General features: G+C 59.8%; 15 protein-coding genes. 3 read left to right on the top strand and 12 right to left on the bottom strand.

The window, feature by feature from the left end:
• Positions 1–41: 41 nt before the first annotated feature.
• The 4 genes from yidZ to LG30_RS0112620 all read right to left on the bottom strand — a co-directional run bounded on the left by yidZ (position 42) and on the right by LG30_RS0112620 (position 5,289).
• Positions 42–1,028 carry an HTH-type transcriptional regulator YidZ gene (gene yidZ / locus LG30_RS0112635; RefSeq protein WP_033131055.1) on the bottom strand — a complete coding sequence of 329 codons (987 nt, stop codon included), beginning with the start codon at positions 1,026–1,028 and terminating at the stop codon, positions 42–44.
• A gap of 16 nt (positions 1,029–1,044) precedes the next feature.
• On the bottom strand, positions 1,045–2,205 hold the full coding sequence (locus LG30_RS0112630) for an MdtL family multidrug efflux MFS transporter (protein ID WP_033131054.1): 1,161 nt from the start codon (positions 2,203–2,205) through the stop codon (positions 1,045–1,047).
• 279 nt (positions 2,206–2,484) lie between these two features.
• Positions 2,485–3,651, bottom strand: a complete 1,167-nt coding sequence (ampC, locus tag LG30_RS0112625; RefSeq protein ID WP_033131053.1) for a class C beta-lactamase — start codon at positions 3,649–3,651, stop codon at positions 2,485–2,487.
• Between the two features lie 198 nt (positions 3,652–3,849).
• Positions 3,850–5,289, bottom strand: coding sequence for an alanine/glycine:cation symporter family protein (locus tag LG30_RS0112620; RefSeq protein WP_033131052.1), 1,440 nt, complete (start codon positions 5,287–5,289; stop codon positions 3,850–3,852).
• 723 nt (positions 5,290–6,012) lie between these two features.
• Here LG30_RS0112620 and tal point away from each other — a divergent pair.
• Entirely contained in the window at positions 6,013–6,963 is a 951-nt protein-coding gene (gene tal, locus LG30_RS0112615; protein WP_033131051.1) for a transaldolase, read from the top strand.
• A 196-nt stretch (positions 6,964–7,159) separates the two neighbouring features.
• Positions 7,160–7,339: a DUF3545 family protein gene (locus LG30_RS0112610; RefSeq protein WP_033131050.1), complete on the top strand. Its 180-nt coding sequence runs from the start codon at positions 7,160–7,162 to the stop codon at positions 7,337–7,339.
• Between the two features lie 95 nt (positions 7,340–7,434).
• Here LG30_RS0112610 and LG30_RS0112605 read toward each other — a convergent pair whose 3' ends face one another.
• A complete protein-coding gene (locus LG30_RS0112605; protein ID WP_033131049.1) occupies positions 7,435–7,983 on the bottom strand; it encodes a hemerythrin domain-containing protein in 549 nt (182 codons plus the stop codon).
• Between the two features lie 200 nt (positions 7,984–8,183).
• A complete protein-coding gene (gene ung / locus LG30_RS0112600; protein WP_033131048.1) occupies positions 8,184–8,876 on the bottom strand; it encodes a uracil-DNA glycosylase in 693 nt (230 codons plus the stop codon).
• A 736-nt stretch (positions 8,877–9,612) separates the two neighbouring features.
• Between ung and grcA the strand changes: the two genes are divergently transcribed.
• Complete coding sequence (gene grcA, locus LG30_RS0112595) at positions 9,613–9,993, top strand: autonomous glycyl radical cofactor GrcA (RefSeq protein WP_033131047.1); 381 nt, start codon at positions 9,613–9,615, stop codon at positions 9,991–9,993.
• Between the two features lie 101 nt (positions 9,994–10,094).
• Here the strand turns inward: grcA and LG30_RS0112590 are convergent, their stop codons facing one another.
• From LG30_RS0112590 to prfA, 6 genes are all read right to left on the bottom strand, one after another.
• Positions 10,095–11,378: a dicarboxylate/amino acid:cation symporter gene (locus tag LG30_RS0112590; protein WP_033131046.1), complete on the bottom strand. Its 1,284-nt coding sequence runs from the start codon at positions 11,376–11,378 to the stop codon at positions 10,095–10,097.
• A 303-nt stretch (positions 11,379–11,681) separates the two neighbouring features.
• Positions 11,682–12,536, bottom strand: coding sequence for a 3-deoxy-8-phosphooctulonate synthase (kdsA, locus tag LG30_RS0112585; protein ID WP_033131045.1), 855 nt, complete (start codon positions 12,534–12,536; stop codon positions 11,682–11,684).
• Between the two features lie 100 nt (positions 12,537–12,636).
• Positions 12,637–13,437, bottom strand: coding sequence for a SirB1 family protein (locus LG30_RS0112580; protein ID WP_033131044.1), 801 nt, complete (start codon positions 13,435–13,437; stop codon positions 12,637–12,639).
• 11 nt (positions 13,438–13,448) lie between these two features.
• Positions 13,449–13,829, bottom strand: a complete 381-nt coding sequence (locus tag LG30_RS0112575) for a SirB2 family protein (RefSeq protein ID WP_033131043.1) — start codon at positions 13,827–13,829, stop codon at positions 13,449–13,451.
• Positions 13,829–14,716 (bottom strand): peptide chain release factor N(5)-glutamine methyltransferase, encoded by an 888-nt coding sequence (gene prmC, locus LG30_RS0112570; protein ID WP_052101036.1) that lies wholly within the window; start codon positions 14,714–14,716, stop codon positions 13,829–13,831. Before prmC ends, LG30_RS0112575 begins: the two co-directional genes overlap by 1 nt.
• Complete coding sequence (gene prfA / locus LG30_RS0112565; RefSeq protein ID WP_033131042.1) at positions 14,716–15,804, bottom strand: peptide chain release factor 1; 1,089 nt, start codon at positions 15,802–15,804, stop codon at positions 14,716–14,718. Before prfA ends, prmC begins: the two co-directional genes overlap by 1 nt.
• Between the last annotated feature and the right edge of the window lie 44 nt (positions 15,805–15,848).

Below are 15,848 nucleotides of genomic sequence, written 5' to 3'. Positions count from 1 at the left end.
CCTGCCCCTTCCCGGCCACTACACCTGACGAACGCCCGTCGTCATGGCTGATGCTCCGCCCGATATGTCCCCATCGATGCCTCGCCATAGAGCCTTCTGATCTCATTGCGCAGCCACATCACCTTGGCATCGTGGTTATGGCGTTTATGCCACAGCAAGATGAAAGCGATCTCCAGTTGTTGGTAGAGCGCCTCGGTCAGCGGCAATGGCATGGCGATCAGGTTGGCATGGTGCCTGGCGGCATAATCGGCGCAATAGGAGGGCGCGACCGCAATCAGCTCATGACTGGTCTGGGAGGCGATGTGCAGCGCCTGCTCGAAGCTGGCGACCATGATGGGCACCTGCCGACACAGCCCCTCATCTTCCAGCAGGCTGTCGAGCGCCCAACTGTCACTGGCCTCCCACACCATGCTGACCTGGGGGCAGGCCAGAAAATTGTCCAGCGACCAGCGCTGGGCGAGCAAGGGATGATCCCGCCGCAGGAAGACCACGGGCCTATCGGTGAAGAGCACCTCATGGTCGAGGTAATAGGGTAGCCGGTTCACCTTGGCCCGCGAGCGGCCATGGGTCTCCCGGGCACAGAAACCAAGATCCGCATCACCATTGACGATGTCGTTGAGGGAGTGGTGATCCCAATCCAGCACCTTGACCACGGAATGGGGGTACTTCTGGTAGATCGTCATGGGCAGCTCGCTCAGGAAGCTGATGTAGAAGGGGGACTCCAGTACCAGGTTGAAACGGGCGCCATCGGGGATGGCCTCGCTGTTGAGGGCAACGATGCTGTCGGTCAGCTGGAACCAGGCCTTGAGCTCCTCCTCCAGGGTCAGGGAAAGCTGGGTGGGCTGCAATCCCTGCCGGACCCTGATGAACAGTGGGTCGTCAAACCAGTCCCGCAACTTGGCCAGCGCCTTGCTCACCGTCGAGGGGGTGACGCACAGCTTCTGCGCCGCCCCCGCCACGCTGCGCGTCTGCATCAGGTGCTTGAAGACCACCAGCAGATTCAGATCGAGTTCACTCAGACGACGCATGACTCTCTTCCCCGGTTCACTTGGACTCGACTACTCGAGCAGTCGGCCATGGTAACAGCCTCCTGGTGGCCAGGTAACTGAGCAGGGTCAACAGCAGCGCACAGAGCAGCATCACCACCGGCTTGACCCCGAGCCAGCCCGCCATCCAGATGAAGAGGCCGGAGAGACTGATCTGCATGATGCAGAGCAGCGCACTGGCAAAGGCGACGTTATGCTGGCAACCGTCCAGCACCGCCCCCATCGCCACCCCGAAGCCACAGGAGAAACCGATGCACACCAGAGCGAACCCCAGCATCAGCAGCGGCATGTTCCCTCCCCCTTGCCAGGCCCCGAGCAACGCCAGCGCCGCCAGCAGATAGGCCAGGTGGGCACCGGCCAGTACCCGTTGCTTGCCATGGCGGCGCAGCAGCAGCGGTGTCAGGAACGACGTGATCATGCTGACGGCCGCCATCACCATCATGCAGAGGGAGTAGTGCTCGGCGCTGAAGCCAAGCTCTTGCATCAGGATCAGGGGCGACACGCTGACATAGACCAGGATGGCGGTGACGCTGGCGCTGGTCTGCAGGGAAAGCAACATGAACCGGCGGGAACCCAACAAGGCGAAGGAGAGCCGCTGCCCGCTGGCGGGTGGGCACGTCTCCTCGAGCAACAGCAGGTTGACCAGGCCGCTGCAGGTCGCAATCAGTGCCATGGTGATGAAGATCCCCTGCCAATGATAGCGGGAGAGAATGAGATAACCGATCACCGGCGCCAGCACCGGGATCACGCAGATGACCCCATTGATCATCGATAACGCCATCGCCAGCCGCTCCTGGCTCAGCACATCCCGCAACACGGCAAAGGTCATGATGTAGAGTGCACCGGCTCCGATCCCCTGGCCAAAACGGCCCAGATAGAACTGGTTTATCTGGCCGGCATCGGCCGCCGCCAGCGACGCGATGGCGAAGATCAGGGCGCCACCCAATACCACGGGGCGACGGCCGTGACGATCGGCGATCAGTCCCCCCAGCAGCACGGTGGCCGCCATGCCAAACAGGTAAAGGGAAAACGCGGTGTGGATCTGGGCCTCGCTGGCCCTCAGGCTGCTGGCTATCTGGGGGATGGCGACCAGATAGAGATCGACCCCGACCGGATAGAGGATGATCATCAGAAAACTGCAGAGCAGAAAGGTTCGCATGGATACTCCGTGGCGGGCTGACGCAGTCGCAATGGCCTGGACGGCCATTGCGCAGCAAAGATGAGGTCTGCTGACGGGAGCACTATATTGGCCGGGCCAGCGCCGCCCTAGTGAACAGAAGGCGATCGGCACATTCCATTCTGGAAACTGACCCTCATCGCGGCGGATTGCGGAGAGACCACGAGCGCTCGGCACCAACAAAAAGGGGAGCCAATGGCTCCCCCCTTCACCTCATCAACGATACTGGCTGACAGCTTAGCAACACGGCTCAGGCCTGTATCAACGATCCAACTGCTGCAGTATCCGGTGTGCAGCCTCGATGCGGGCCGCATTGGGATAGTTGCGATTGGCCAGCATGACGATGCCGATCCCCCTGGCTGGCACGAAGAGGACATAAGCCCCGAAGCCATTGGTCGAGCCCGTCTTGTTAAACAGGGTGCTGGCCTTGGCCGGGGCAGGGTTGCTCAGGGGAGTCACCTTCTGGGGGTTGAGCGCCATGTCGGTGCTGTTGCCGCTCAGCAGGGTCGCGAGAGGGGTGGGATACTCATACATCTCCCAGCCCAGCCCCTGGGTCATAGGCCCCACCGAATAGGCGCCGGTGTGGGTCAGCGCGATCGCCGCCGCAAGCTTCGCATCCTTTGGTGTGGTCATATTCGCCTCGACCATATTTGCCTCGACAAAGGCGAGCAGATCCGGCGCAGAGGTTTTGATGCCGTACGCCTCGGCGGCCAGCATGCCGGGGTTGACCCTGATGGGCTTGTCACTCTTGTCATAGCCGTAGGCATATTGGCCCATGGCGCTCGCAGGCACGCTGAGGTATGTGTGTTGCAGGCCGAGCTTGGGCAGCAGGGTCTGCTCCATCATCTGTTCGAAAGACTCCCCCCGGCTGCGCGCCGCCAGATGGCCGAACAGGCCAATACTCGGATTCGAATACTGGCGATGGGTACCGGCCGGATAGGCGGGTGACCACGTGCGGTAGTAAGCCTGCATCTTGTCGGCGCTATCCACCTCATCCGGGAACTGCAGCGGCAAGCCACCGGCGCTGTAGGTGGCGAGCTGCCCCATGGTGACCTGGTCAAAGGCGCTGCCCTTGAGGGCGGGATAGTGCTGACTCACCCTGTCACCGAGGCCAAGATGCCCCTCGGCCACGGCATAGGCCCCGAGCGTGGCGGTCAGGGTCTTGCTGACCGAGCCTATCTCGAACAGGGTCTGATCATCGACCTTGGCACCCGTTTCCCGATTGGCCAGGCCGTAGTGGAAATAGTGAGCCTCACCATCCTTGAGCAGGGCGACCGCCATCCCCGGGATCCGATGCTGTGCCATCACCGGCTTGATGGTCTCATCCACCAGTTGGCGCAGCCCCGCGGGCTCGCTGCCGGCTTGCGTCAGGCCGGCCCACAGCAGCGTCGTCATCGCCAACCAGTTCATTCCCTGTCGTTGTTGCATCGTTTTATCCTCTTGTCTGTCTGGATTGCCGCACTCGCGACGAAGAAGTGACGCCAGCATAGCCCGTCTCCATGTGCTGGCGATGAGGCTGTGTGAAGTCCAGGTGAAGTCCCACCGCTTGCCGCGTCCCCACCCCACCAATGAGAGAGGGGAACCTGCGGTTCCCCTCTTGGCCTATCCACTCGTCGAGCGCGGCGCTTACGCCTGCTTGCTCTTGGGCGGGTTGTCCCAGATCCCCTCTTCGAGCTGACTGCGCAGCTCGGGGTACTTGTTGGCATCGAAGGTGGGTACCCGGCCCAGCTTGAGCTGGTCGTTGTAATCCTTGGCCAGCTTGATGGCGACGCCGGAGAGCAGCAGCATGGCCACCAGGTTGACGATGGCCATCATCCCCATGGAGACATCCGCCAGCGCCCACACGGTAGGCAGCTCGCCCACAGAACCGAACATCACCATGCCCAGCACGAACATACGGAACAGCATCAGACCGCCTTTGTGGTTGTGTTCCAGGAACACCAGGTTGGTCTCGGCGTAGGAGTAGTTCGCGACGATGGAGGTGAAGGCGAAGAAGAAGATCGCCGCCGCGATGAAGATGTTGCCACCACCACCGATCTGGGAGGAGAGCGCACGCTGAGTCAACTCGACCCCGGTCACCCCTGAGCCCGTTTCAAACTGGCCGGACATCAGGATAATGGCGGCGGTACAGCTGCAGATGACGATGGTATCCAGAAACACCCCCAGCATCTGCACATAGCCCTGGGAGGCCGGGTGCGGCGGATAGGGTGTGGCAGTAGCGGCGGCGTTCGGCGCCGAGCCCATGCCCGCCTCGTTGGAGAACAGACCGCGCTTGATGCCGTTGATCATCGCCTGGGAGATGGCGTAACCCATGGCACCGGAACCCGCCTGCTCGATACCGAAGGCGGACTTGATGATCAGAGTGAACACCCCTGGCAACTCGCTGATGTTCATGGCGACCACGAACAGCGCCATCAGGATGTAGGCCAGCGCCATGAAGGGCACCACCACCTCGGCGAAACGGGCGATGCCGCGAATACCGCCGAAGATGATGAGGCCGGAGAGGGTCACCAGCGCCAGGCCGCTGGCCCAGTCGGGGATGCCGAAGGCAACTTTCATGGCCAGGCTGATGGAGTTGGCCTGTACCGCGTTGAACACCAGACCGAAGGCCAGCAGCAGACAGAGGGAGAACACCACCCCCATCCAGCGCATGCCGAGACCGCGCTCCATGTAATAGGCCGGGCCGCCTCGGTAGTTGCCGTCCTCGTCCTTGACCTTGTAGAGCTGGGCCAGGGTGCTTTCCACGAAGGCGGTGGCCATGCCGATGAAGGCGATCAGCCACATCCAGAAGATGGCGCCAGGGCCACCGAGGTAGATGGCGACGGCCACACCGGCCAGGTTGCCGGTGCCGACCCGGGCAGCCAGACTGGTGCACAGGGCCTGGAAGGAGGAGATGCCGGCCTTGTCGGATTTGCGGCTATTGCGCAATACCGAGAACATGTGGCCGAAGTGGCGGACCTGGATAAACCCCAGGCGGAAGGTGAAAAAGATACCGACCCCAATCAGCAGGTAAATGAGCACAGCTCCCCACATCAGGTCGTTAATCATTGCGATCAAGGTGTCCATAATTCTCTCGTTGTTATCACATCCATGGCCAGTCTGCGCTGGCCGCTCTCTGTCCGTTTCCGAATTAGCAATGCGCTAAAGGGGCGAAATCTAGCATAGCGAGGGGGCTCATAATAGTGACTAACCTTGCCGAAGAGACAAAAAACGAGCGATTTGATGCAATTAATCTTCATTTAGCACGCAAAGTTTCAACAAAAGTTGATGAATTATCAATCAATTGACAAATAAGATTCAATAGAAAACCATTTTGGGTTTTTATCACCGTGGTGAAGAAGGCGAAAAAGGAGTGGGCACGGAGACAAGCGTTTGCTTCGGATTTCGCCAGCCACGAGGCTCAGGACGCAAAACGTTTTACACGTAATAAAATTTCAAGTAGCTGACGAGACTATTTATGTGACCCATCGCACACAATGGAGAATCAACTAAAAAAGTTGCTTTTATTCAGGCCGGAGCCGGATCGCAAGTAATCAATAAAAGTCTTTCTTTATCAAATACTTTTACCCTCTTCCGCCCGTTGCCGCCGAGGGCTGGATGATTCGTATACAAGCCCCCCTATTGCAGGATGCACCACATCCGTATTAATTAGGCAGGCAATGGTGATGGGCCGCTCCCATCCTGATTTTCTGAGCCTGAGTCGCCGGGATCTTGTAATTTTATTTCAGAACTGTCCTCTCACGCCCGCAACCCTTGGGATTGCTCCCTCATAAAGAGATGATATTTGCTATGGCCGATAAATTAACCCAGCTGAAAGCCCTGACCACCGTTGTTGCCGATACCGGTGACATCGAAGCCATCAAGCGCTACCAGCCCATCGATGCCACCACCAACCCTTCCCTGGTGTTGAAGGCATCCGAGATCCCCGAATACGCGGCGCTGATCGACGACGCCATCAGCTGGGCCAAGGCCCAGAGCCAGGACAAGGCACAGCAAATCATCGACGCCGGCGACAAGCTGGCGGTCAACATCGGTCTGGAAGTGCTGAAAATCGTTCCGGGCCGCATCTCCACCGAGGTGGATGCCCGTCTCTCCTTCGATACCGACGCCAGCATCGCCAAGGCGCGCAAGCTGATCCGTCTCTACAACGAAGCCGGCATCACCAACGATCGCATCCTGATCAAGCTGGCCTCCACCTGGGAAGGGATCCGTGCCGCCGAGGTGCTGGAGAAAGAAGGCATTCAGTGCAACCTGACCCTGCTGTTCTCCTTCGCCCAGGCCCGCGCCTGTGCCGAGGCCGGCGCCTTCCTGATCTCCCCCTTCGTGGGCCGCATCCTCGACTGGTACAAGGCCAAGCACAACCGTGACTACAGCGCGAGCGAAGATCCGGGCGTGGTCTCCGTTACCGCCATCTACGACTACTACAAGCAGCACGACTATCAGACAGTGGTGATGGGGGCGAGCTTCCGCAACACCGGCGAGATCCTGGAGCTGGCCGGTTGCGATCGCCTGACCATTGGCCCTGCCCTGCTGGAAGAGCTGAGCAAGAGCGAAGGCGCCGTGGTGCGCAAGCTGAACTACACCGGCGAGCGCAAGGCCAAACCGGCCCCGATGAGCGAAGCCGAGTTCCGCTGGGAGCTGAACCAGGACGCCATGGCGGTCGAGAAGCTGGCCGAAGGCATCCGCATGTTCGCCGTCGATCAGGGCAAGCTGGAAACCATGCTGGCCAGTCGCCTCTAAACGAAGGCATCTGGCGATACGCTGACCGGCAGTCTCTGACAGGCTGCCGACCCCGATAAAAACCGGGCTCCCGTGAGGGAAGCCCGGTTTTTTTATGCCCCCTCCCCAATTGTCACAACCTCGTCACAAAAACGTTTTATTTTCAAGTGCATCGTGTTATACGGGTGGTGAAAACCATAAAACCAAGGAGGGAGTCATGGACATATTCAACTTCGATTTTGACGAGGTCGTTGAGCTGGGTCCACGTAGCCGCGGGACTACGGGCAAGAAACGTAAATGGCGCGAGATTGAGGCACTCAAAGACAAGCATCGCCTGCAGAAGGAGCTGCAATCCATCGACATCGCCTACGAAGGCTCCGACGAGCTGCAACTGTAGCGCGGCAGGCCCTCCGGCAGCGAGCCGCCGACATACAGGTTCGATAAACTAAAACGCCCCGCTCAAGCCGGGGCGTTTTGTTGGAGGGCTGGTAATCAGGGCGTGTGCGGCAACGACAGCTGCTTGGCCAGCGCCTGGAAGTGCTGGCTCACCTCTATTCCGAACAGGGGATCGCTGATGGCCCTGTTCTGCCAGAGCTGTTCGAGCTGACGCCAGTCGTCCTCGGTCAGGGAATCGCGCAGATGGGGGAAGATCACCCCCTCTTCATAGTTCATGTGCGCCTCCTGCTGATCGATGAACTGCTCGAGCTTGGCGGTGAACTGCTCAAGCGGAATGACCGCATCCATCAGTATCATCTCCACCATCTCCTTGAGCTCGGTGCCTGCTTCCAGCAGACGGGCATGCTCCTCGTGCAACCGGTTCGCCACCTCCCCCTCCACCACCCGGTATTTCAGGTAGTAGTCATAGATGAGGTCCTCCTTGGGATGGTGGTACTTGTCGGAGATCTCCCGCAGGTAATCCACCACGTCCCGGATCAGGAAGTAGCTGATCCGCTGCTCGCTGCGGATGGCGGCAAGCTTGCTCTTGAGCAATTGCAGCAGCTTGGCGATGTTGAGGTGGTCCTTATGCAGACTGGATAACATGGGCACTCCTTGCACTGATTTGAGAAAGATCCTACCTCGAGTATACGGTCATTTATTGCGCTAACTTTGCACTCAATCAAATCTGGCGCAGACAATCCCGGCTCATGCACCTTCCTTCAAATGACCGAAATTGCCGCCTCCTGCCAACGACACAGGCGACCAGAAACAGTGCGAGCCCTCTCGGGCTCGCACTGTGGGGGTCAGATCAGGCTGGTCTTGACCGGCAATTCGCAGACCGAGAGCCAGTCGATGGGGGTCATGCCCTGCTGGGCCAGCAGGCGGTTGGTCTCGGAGAAGTGACCACAGCCGATGAAGCCGCGATGGGCGGAGAGCGGGCTGGGATGGGGAGCACTCAGCACGTGGTGGCGCTGGCGGTCGATGAAACGCCCCTTCTTCTGGGCATGGGCGCCCCACAACAGGAAGACGACCCCCTGGCAGCTGGCATTGATCTGCTCGATGACCCTGTCGGTGAAGGTCTCCCAGCCCAGATGCGCATGGGAGTGAGCCATGCCCGCCTGCACCGTCAGCACGGTATTGAGCAGCAGCACCCCCTGTTTGGCCCAGGATTCCAGGAAGCCGTGGCTGGGGGTGACGAAGCCCGGCAGGTCCCGCTGCATCTCCTTATAGATGTTGACCAGAGAGGGAGGCGTGCGCACCCCGGGCAGGACGGAGAAGCAGAGGCCATGGGCCTGGTTCGGGCCGTGATAGGGGTCTTGCCCCAGGATCACCACCTTGATCTGATCCAGTTCGGTCAGCTTGAAGGCATTGAACACCTCGGTGGCGGGGGGATAGATCACCTTGCCCGCTTCCCGCTCACTCCTGACGGTCGCCAGGGTTGCCTTGAAATAGTCCTGCTCTTTCTCCGATCCAATCACGTCAGTCCAGGTCCGCATCTCAATCTCCTTAGCCGAAGGCGTAGAATGAGAGTCCTGCGCTCCTTGCCCTTCTACCGCTTTCTCCGCATCAGGTACATCAGTCCAGGTCACCACACCACTCTCCTCAAAAAATACCCATCTCTCTTCTCGCCGTTTGCTTCACCCGCATTCGCCCATCGGCGCACCGCTGTGCTGCGCGCGAAGCAACGAGGCGCCCAGAATAGGGGCCAAGGCCATCGGACGCAACCGTGGCTCAGCCATCTCTTCCCAGGCGAGGCCGGTGACAAGCGCGCTTTCCTCTCTGCGACCATCTGATAAAACGATGCTTTAGTCATTTATTTATTCTTTTTACCGATACCTCTGGCGCCATACCTGCCCCTGTATTCCAGCCGGATCCGGTTTTGCTCTGCGCCCAGTCGGTGCGGACAGGGATCTCGGAAACCTAAAAGACCTAAAGATGTAGTTAAATTACTAGATTTGATAAATATAAAATGCATAATTCATATATCTTAAAAAATCATAAAAATGAGAGAATTTTGATTAAACTCAATAATTTAATATCTTGAGCTACGCGCTATGTGCGCATTTTTTGATTTGGATCAATTTTCGTATTATTACCATCGTGGTATATATGACCCCAACGAAGTAAAGGTGTAAGGCAAGCCCCCTTTAACTGCTCCGCGAGCGAGGTAGTTAAACAACATCGGGGAGATGTCCTTACCATTGAACCCGCTTTCCTATGAGGAGTCATACCATGATCAAGGGCATCCAAATCACCCAGTCCAACAACGCCGCACTGCTGAACTCTTTCTGGCTGCTGGACGAAGAGAAGCAACAGGCTCGTTGCATCTGCGCCAAGGGCGACAGCTTCGCCGCCGACCAGGAAGTGGCGCTGTCCGATCTGGGCCAGTTCGAATATCGCGAACTGCCGGTACAAACCGAGCCGGTGGTCGAGGGTGGTCAACACCTGAACGTCAACGTGCTGAGCCGTGAGACCCTGGAAGAGGCCATCGCCAATCCGGAGAAGTATCCGCAGCTCACCATCCGTGTCTCCGGCTACGCCGTGCGTTTCAACGCCCTGACCCCGGAACAGCAGCGTGACGTGATCACCCGCACCTTCACCAAGAGCCTGTAATTCGCCCGGCGATAACAGCTTCCACGAAAAACGGCCCTCTCGGGCCGTTTTTTTATGGGTGACTATCTCTCGTCACTGCACTGATGCAAGGCCTTCGGCACTTAGCCATGTTGATCGACGCGCTGCACGGCGGCCGGCTTGGCGAGCACCTCGTGCATCTGCTGCTCGTCGAGCTGATCGCAGTAGCGGGCCACCACCAGGGTCGCGACCCCGTTGCCGATGAGGTTGGTCAGGGCGCGGGCCTCCGACATGAAGCGATCTATCCCCAGGATCAGCGCCAGCCCGGCGAGCGGCAGGTGCCCCACCGCCGAGATAGTCGCTGCCAGCACGATAAAGCCGCTGCCGGTCACCCCTGCCGCCCCCTTGGAGGAGATGAGCAACACCACCAGCAGGGTGATCTGATGGAACAGGTCAAGCGGCGTGTTGGTCGCCTGGGCGATGAAAACGGCGGCCATGGTCAGGTAGATGGAAGTGCCGTCCAGGTTAAAGGAGTAACCGGTCGGGATCACCAGACCCACCACGGATTTCTTGCAGCCGAGCGCCTCCATCTTGACCAGCATGCGCGGCAAGACGGATTCGGAAGAGGAGGTTCCCAGCACGATTAGCAGCTCTTCCTTGATATAGGAAATAAAGCGCAGGATGCTGAAACCATTGGCCTTGGCGATGCTGCCAAGCACCAGGAAAATAAACAGCAGACAGGTCAGATAGAAGCTGGCGATTAATTGTCCGAGCTGAACCAGCGAGCCGATGCCATATTTTCCGATGGTGAAGGCCATGGCGCCAAATGCCCCAACCGGCGCCAACTTCATGATCATGTTGATGATGCCGAAAATAACCTGGGAGAAACTGTCCACCATATTGAAGATGAGTTTTCCCTTCTCGCCGATATGATGCAGGGAGAAGCCAAACAGCACCGCAAACAACAACACCTGCAGAATATTGCCGCTGGCAAAGGCGCCGATCACGCTGCCCGGGATCACGTCGAGCAGGAAGGCGATGATGCCCTGTGATTTGGCCTGCTCGGTGTAGACAGAGATGGCGCTGGCATCCAGGGTGGTCGGGTCCACGTTCATGCCCACCCCCGGTTGCAGCAGGTTCACCACGCACAGGCCGATGACCAGTGCCAGGGTGCTGACCACCTCAAAATAGATAAGCGCAATGGCGCCTGTCTTGCCCACCGCCTTCATGCTCTCCATCCCCGCGATGCCGGTCACGACTGTGCAGAAAATCACGGGGGCAATGATCATCTTGATTAATTTCACAAAACCATCACCGAGCGGTTTCATATCGGCGCCAAGGCTTGGATAGAAGTGCCCCAGTAATACCCCTATGGTGATGGCCAATATCACCTGAAAATAGAGGCTGCTTAATATTTTCTTGTGCATGCTCAACGTCCTGTTAATTAATTGACATGGGCGATGGCAAAAAAACTGTGCAGTGATCCGCGGCGAAATATAACCCTATTTCACCCGGTTCATGCTATTTCGCCATTCCAACGGCAGCACTTTCACACGTTATAAGAATCAATTTAGCGACATCAATCACACAACATATTTAACATCATTAACACCACGGCAACCATGATATAGTTGGTCGGTGATTTATTTAAGACCTTAATGAGAATATAGCGGACATAAAAAATGCCCCGCGTGGCGGGGCATTTTTCAGCAAGCGATCCGCCTCCTATATCAGGCGGAGGTATCCAGCGGCTCGAAGCCTTTGATGAGATCGTCGATCGCCTTCATCTGCTTCAGGAAGCCTTCCAGCTTGTCCAGCGGCAGGGCGCTCGGGCCGTCGCAACGGGCCACTTTCGGATCCGGATGTGACTCGATAAACAGGCCGGCCAGGCCGACCGCCATGCCGGCACGGGCCAGCTCGGTCACCTGATCCCGACGACCACCGGAGGCGGCCCCCAGCGGATCGCGGCACTGCAGGGAGTGGGTCACGTCGAAGATCACCGGATAACCGCCGGTGCTCTTCTTCATCACGCCCAGACCCAGCATGTCCACCACCAGGTTGTCGTAACCGAAGTTGGCACCCCGCTCGCACAGGATCAGGCGATCGTTGCCGCACTCCTCGAACTTGTCGGTGATGTTCTTCATCTGGCTTGGGCTCAGGAACTGCGGCTTCTTGATGTTGATGACGTTGCCGGTACGGGCCATGGCCTCCACCAGATCGGTCTGGCGCGCCAGGAAGGCGGGCAGCTGGATCACGTCTACCACCTCGGCGACCGGCTTGGCCTGATGCACCTCATGCAGATCGGAGATGACCGGCATGCCGAAGGTCGCCTTTAGCTCCTGGAAGATCTTCATCCCCTCTTCCAGACCCGGGCCCCGGTAGGAGTGGATGGAGGAACGGTTGGCCTTGTCCCAGCTCGCCTTGAACACGAAGGGGATGCCAAGCTTGGTGGTCACTTCCACGTACTTCTCGCACACCGCCATCGCCATGTCGCGGGACTCCAGCACGTTCATGCCACCAAACAGGACGAACGGCTTGTCGTTGGCCACATCGATCTGGTTGATCTTGATATTCTTCTGTTCCATCTCAGCATCCTTAATTGAAGGGGCTTGGGGTTTGAATCCAAGTTGGTTCGCCGTACCTCAGCACAGCTGACCACGATATTCTTTCATTTCCCAGGCATCCTCAGTGAAGGGGCTTGGGGCTCAGATCCAGTGCGGCCAGCTGCGACTTCAGCACGTCGGCCACCGGATCGTCCGGGCATTGTTCAATAAAGTATTCAAAATCGTCGGCGGCGAAGCGGGGGCAGTCGAGCTGCTCGTAGATGAAGCCCCGATCCCGCGTCTCCAGCGGATCGCCGGGCTTCATGCGCAGCAACAGCTCGCTGCAGCGCAGCGCCTCCGTCATGCGCTCCTCCCGCAGCAGGGCACCCTTGCTGACGTTGAGCAGCCGCTCGATGATCTCCCACTGCCCCGAAGGCTGCAGATGGTCATCGCTCAGGGTAGCCAGGTTGCCGAGGGCGCCGCGCAGCAGCAGCTCGACGCGATGCAGGCTCAGCTCATCGCCGTTGAAGGGGTCCACATAGACCTCGCCCTCACTGCCGGCGAAGCTCACCAGGAAGTGACCGGGGAAGCAGATCCCCTCTACATCCAGGCCTATCTTGCGGCCGAGCTGGATGATGAGGATGCCGAGGCTCACCGGAATGCCCTGCCTGCGCTCCAGCACCTGGGCCAGATCGCAGTTGGCGGCCGAGAAGTAATCCTGCCAGTCGCCACGAAACCCCAGGGTCTGGTAGAAGCCGGCGAGCAGCTGGCGGCGCACCTCGTCACAGTTGCCCTCGGCGATGGCCTCGTCCAGCCAGGCATCGAGCCGGGCCAGCTCGGTCTCACCGGCGCCGCTGCGGCCCAGGATCTCGTCGCTCACCGACAACGCCAGTTCGGCCAGATCATGAGCCTCGAAATCGGTCCATTCGTCCACACGTATCATCTTCGTCATTCCTAACCGAACAGACTGGCCTGCTTCTGCACCGCGAGCTTGGCGATAAAATAGACCCACCCCAGCACGCCGAGGAAGGCGAACCAGCGGATGGCGTTGCTGCGCGCGAGGCGCAGCGCCATCAGGCCCAGGAAGGCCACCACCAGGATGGCCGTCAGTTTCTCGCTGAGCCAGGGGGTGGCGTTGTTGAACGGATTGAGATCCAGCACCATGCACAGCAGGACGCCGGAGAGCACCACCAGCCCATTGAGCCAGCCGCTGGCTTGCAGCACCCGACCGCTGGCCCGCTCAGAGCCGGTCTGTGCCCAGTAAAAACGCAGCATAAACACCAGCACAGCCGCCGCAATCAGCAGCACATGCAGATGCTTGATAGCAACATACATCAGTTGTCCTCACTCGAATGTGGCCCGGGTTCCTCATACAGAGGCCATTGTCCCAGGGTCACTCGTTCGTTATCCCCGTAATCGCGCACGGTTTCTACCTGGCGGTAGCCCCGTTGCAGCAAAAGTTGACGCACCGGCTCACCCTGGTTCCAGCCGTGCTCCAGCAGCAGCCAGCCACCCGCCGTCAGATGGGCCGGTGCCTCGGCCACGATCAGGCGGATGTCCGCCAGCCCCTGCTCGTCAGCCACCAGGGCGGAGCGCGGCTCGAAGCGCACGTCCCCCTCCTCGAGGTGCGGATCCGTCCCGTCGATATAGGGCGGGTTGGAGACGATCATGGCAAAACACGGCGCGCCCGATAGCGGCTCAAACCAGCTGCCGTCGCGCACCTCTATGGGCAACCCCAGGGCCGCGCTGTTGGCACGGGCCAGCGCCGCGGCCTCCGGCATCCGGTCAACGGCCCATACGTCGAGGTTGGGTCGCTCGGATTTGAGCGCCAGCGCGATGGCGCCGGTGCCGGTGCCCAGATCCAGCAGGGCCAGGGGCGCCTGACTCGCTTGGGCCGGCTCCGGCAACCGGACCAGCGCCTGCTCCACCAACACCTCGGTGTCCGGGCGCGGGATCAGGGTCGCCGGGCTCACCCTGAGGGGCAGCGACCAGAACTCCCGCTCACCGATGAGGTGAGCGATGGGTTCGCCATGGAGGCGACGCTCGAGCCAGCCCATCAGGGTCGCCTGCTGGGCGGCATCGAGCTCGCGCTCCGGCCAGGTCATCAGGTAGCCGCGCCGGCACCCCAGCAGATGGCAGAGCAGCGCATCGGCGTCGGCACGGGGGGATTCCCCCTGTGCCAATACCGTCATGATGTGGGCTCGAGCCTGCTGGATCTGCATCAGCCGTTATCTGCCAGAGAGGCAAGCTGATCGGCCTGGTATTCCTGCACCAGCGGGGTGATCACGCAGTCCAGATCCCCTTCCAGGATCTCGCCGAGGCGATAGAGCGTGAGATTGATGCGGTGCTCGGACAGGCGCCCCTGGGGGTAGTTGTAGGTGCGGATGCGCTCGGAGCGATCGCCAGAGCCCACCAGGTTGCGGCGGGTGCTCTGCTCGGCGGCGCGGTGGCGCTCGTCCTCGGCCGCCTGCAGGCGGGCGGAGAGCACCGACATCGCCTTGGCGCGGTTCTTGTGCTGGGAGCGCTCATCCTGACACTCCACCACCAGGCCGGTCGGCAGGTGGGTAATGCGGATAGCGGAGTCGGTCTTGTTGACGTGCTGACCGCCGGCCCCGGAGGCGCGGAAGGTGTCTATCTTCAGGTCGTTCGCATTGATCTCGATCTGCTCGGCTTCCGGCACTTCCGGCAGTACCGCCACGGTACAGGCGGAGGTGTGCACCCGCCCCTGGGATTCGGTCTCGGGCACCCGCTGCACCCGGTGACCGCCGGACTCAAACTTGAGGCGACCGTAGACGCGCTCGCCGTCCACCTTGGCGATCACCTCTTTATAGCCACCGTGCTCACCGTCGTTGCAGCTGACGATGGAGACGCGCCAGCCCTGACGCTCGGCGTAGCGTGAATACATGCGGAACAGATCGCCGGCGAAGATCGCCGCCTCGTCGCCGCCGGCACCGGCGCGGATCTCCAGATAGCAGTTGTTGTCATCCTTGGGATCCCGCGGCAGCAGCATCACCTGCAACGCCTGCTCCTGCTCCTCCAGCGCGGCCTTGACCAGCGGCAACTCCTCCTGCGCCATCTCGCGCAGGTCGGTGTCGGTGTCCTCCAGCATCAGCTTGGTGGTCGCCAGATCCTCCTCGGCCTGACGGAAGCGCTGGAAGGCGTGAACGATATCTTCGAGCTGGGCATATTCCCGGGTCAGGGCACGGTATCTGTCCTGATCCGAGGCGACCCCGGGCTCGCCGAGCAGGGCCTGTACTTCTTCGTGGCGCTCGATGAGGCCTTCCAGCTTTCTGATCAATGACGGATTCATAAATCTTGTGTTCTCAATGGAGGACGGGACAACCGGCAGGTTGC

The organism is Aeromonas aquatica, from assembly GCF_000764655.1.
Classification (GTDB): domain Bacteria; phylum Pseudomonadota; class Gammaproteobacteria; order Enterobacterales; family Aeromonadaceae; genus Aeromonas; species Aeromonas aquatica.
The sequence above is the reverse complement of the archived record's forward strand: the minus strand, read 5'-3'. Positions and strand labels throughout refer to the sequence as shown.

Excerpts from the sequence above, each read along its gene's own strand:
- LG30_RS0112590 (WP_033131046.1), bottom strand. The coding sequence starts at position 11,378 with ATGCACAAGAAAATATTAAGCAGCCTCTATTTTCAGGTGATATTGGCC.
- ung (WP_033131048.1), bottom strand. The coding sequence starts at position 8,876 with ATGCGGACCTGGACTGACGTGATTGGATCGGAGAAAGAGCAGGACTAT.
- prfA (WP_033131042.1), bottom strand. The coding sequence starts at position 15,804 with ATGAATCCGTCATTGATCAGAAAGCTGGAAGGCCTCATCGAGCGCCAC.
- kdsA (WP_033131045.1), bottom strand. The coding sequence starts at position 12,536 with ATGGAACAGAAGAATATCAAGATCAACCAGATCGATGTGGCCAACGAC.
- LG30_RS0112620 (WP_033131052.1), bottom strand. The coding sequence starts at position 5,289 with ATGGACACCTTGATCGCAATGATTAACGACCTGATGTGGGGAGCTGTG.
- LG30_RS0112630 (WP_033131054.1), bottom strand. The coding sequence starts at position 2,205 with ATGCGAACCTTTCTGCTCTGCAGTTTTCTGATGATCATCCTCTATCCG.
- tal (WP_033131051.1), top strand. The coding sequence starts at position 6,013 with ATGGCCGATAAATTAACCCAGCTGAAAGCCCTGACCACCGTTGTTGCC.
- LG30_RS0112610 (WP_033131050.1), top strand. The coding sequence starts at position 7,160 with ATGGACATATTCAACTTCGATTTTGACGAGGTCGTTGAGCTGGGTCCA.
- yidZ (WP_033131055.1), bottom strand. The coding sequence starts at position 1,028 with ATGCGTCGTCTGAGTGAACTCGATCTGAATCTGCTGGTGGTCTTCAAG.
- grcA (WP_033131047.1), top strand. The coding sequence starts at position 9,613 with ATGATCAAGGGCATCCAAATCACCCAGTCCAACAACGCCGCACTGCTG.
- LG30_RS0112575 (WP_033131043.1), bottom strand. The coding sequence starts at position 13,829 with ATGTATGTTGCTATCAAGCATCTGCATGTGCTGCTGATTGCGGCGGCT.
- ampC (WP_033131053.1), bottom strand. The coding sequence starts at position 3,651 with ATGCAACAACGACAGGGAATGAACTGGTTGGCGATGACGACGCTGCTG.
- LG30_RS0112580 (WP_033131044.1), bottom strand. The coding sequence starts at position 13,437 with ATGATACGTGTGGACGAATGGACCGATTTCGAGGCTCATGATCTGGCC.
- prmC (WP_052101036.1), bottom strand. The coding sequence starts at position 14,716 with ATGCAGATCCAGCAGGCTCGAGCCCACATCATGACGGTATTGGCACAG.
- LG30_RS0112605 (WP_033131049.1), bottom strand. The coding sequence starts at position 7,983 with ATGTTATCCAGTCTGCATAAGGACCACCTCAACATCGCCAAGCTGCTG.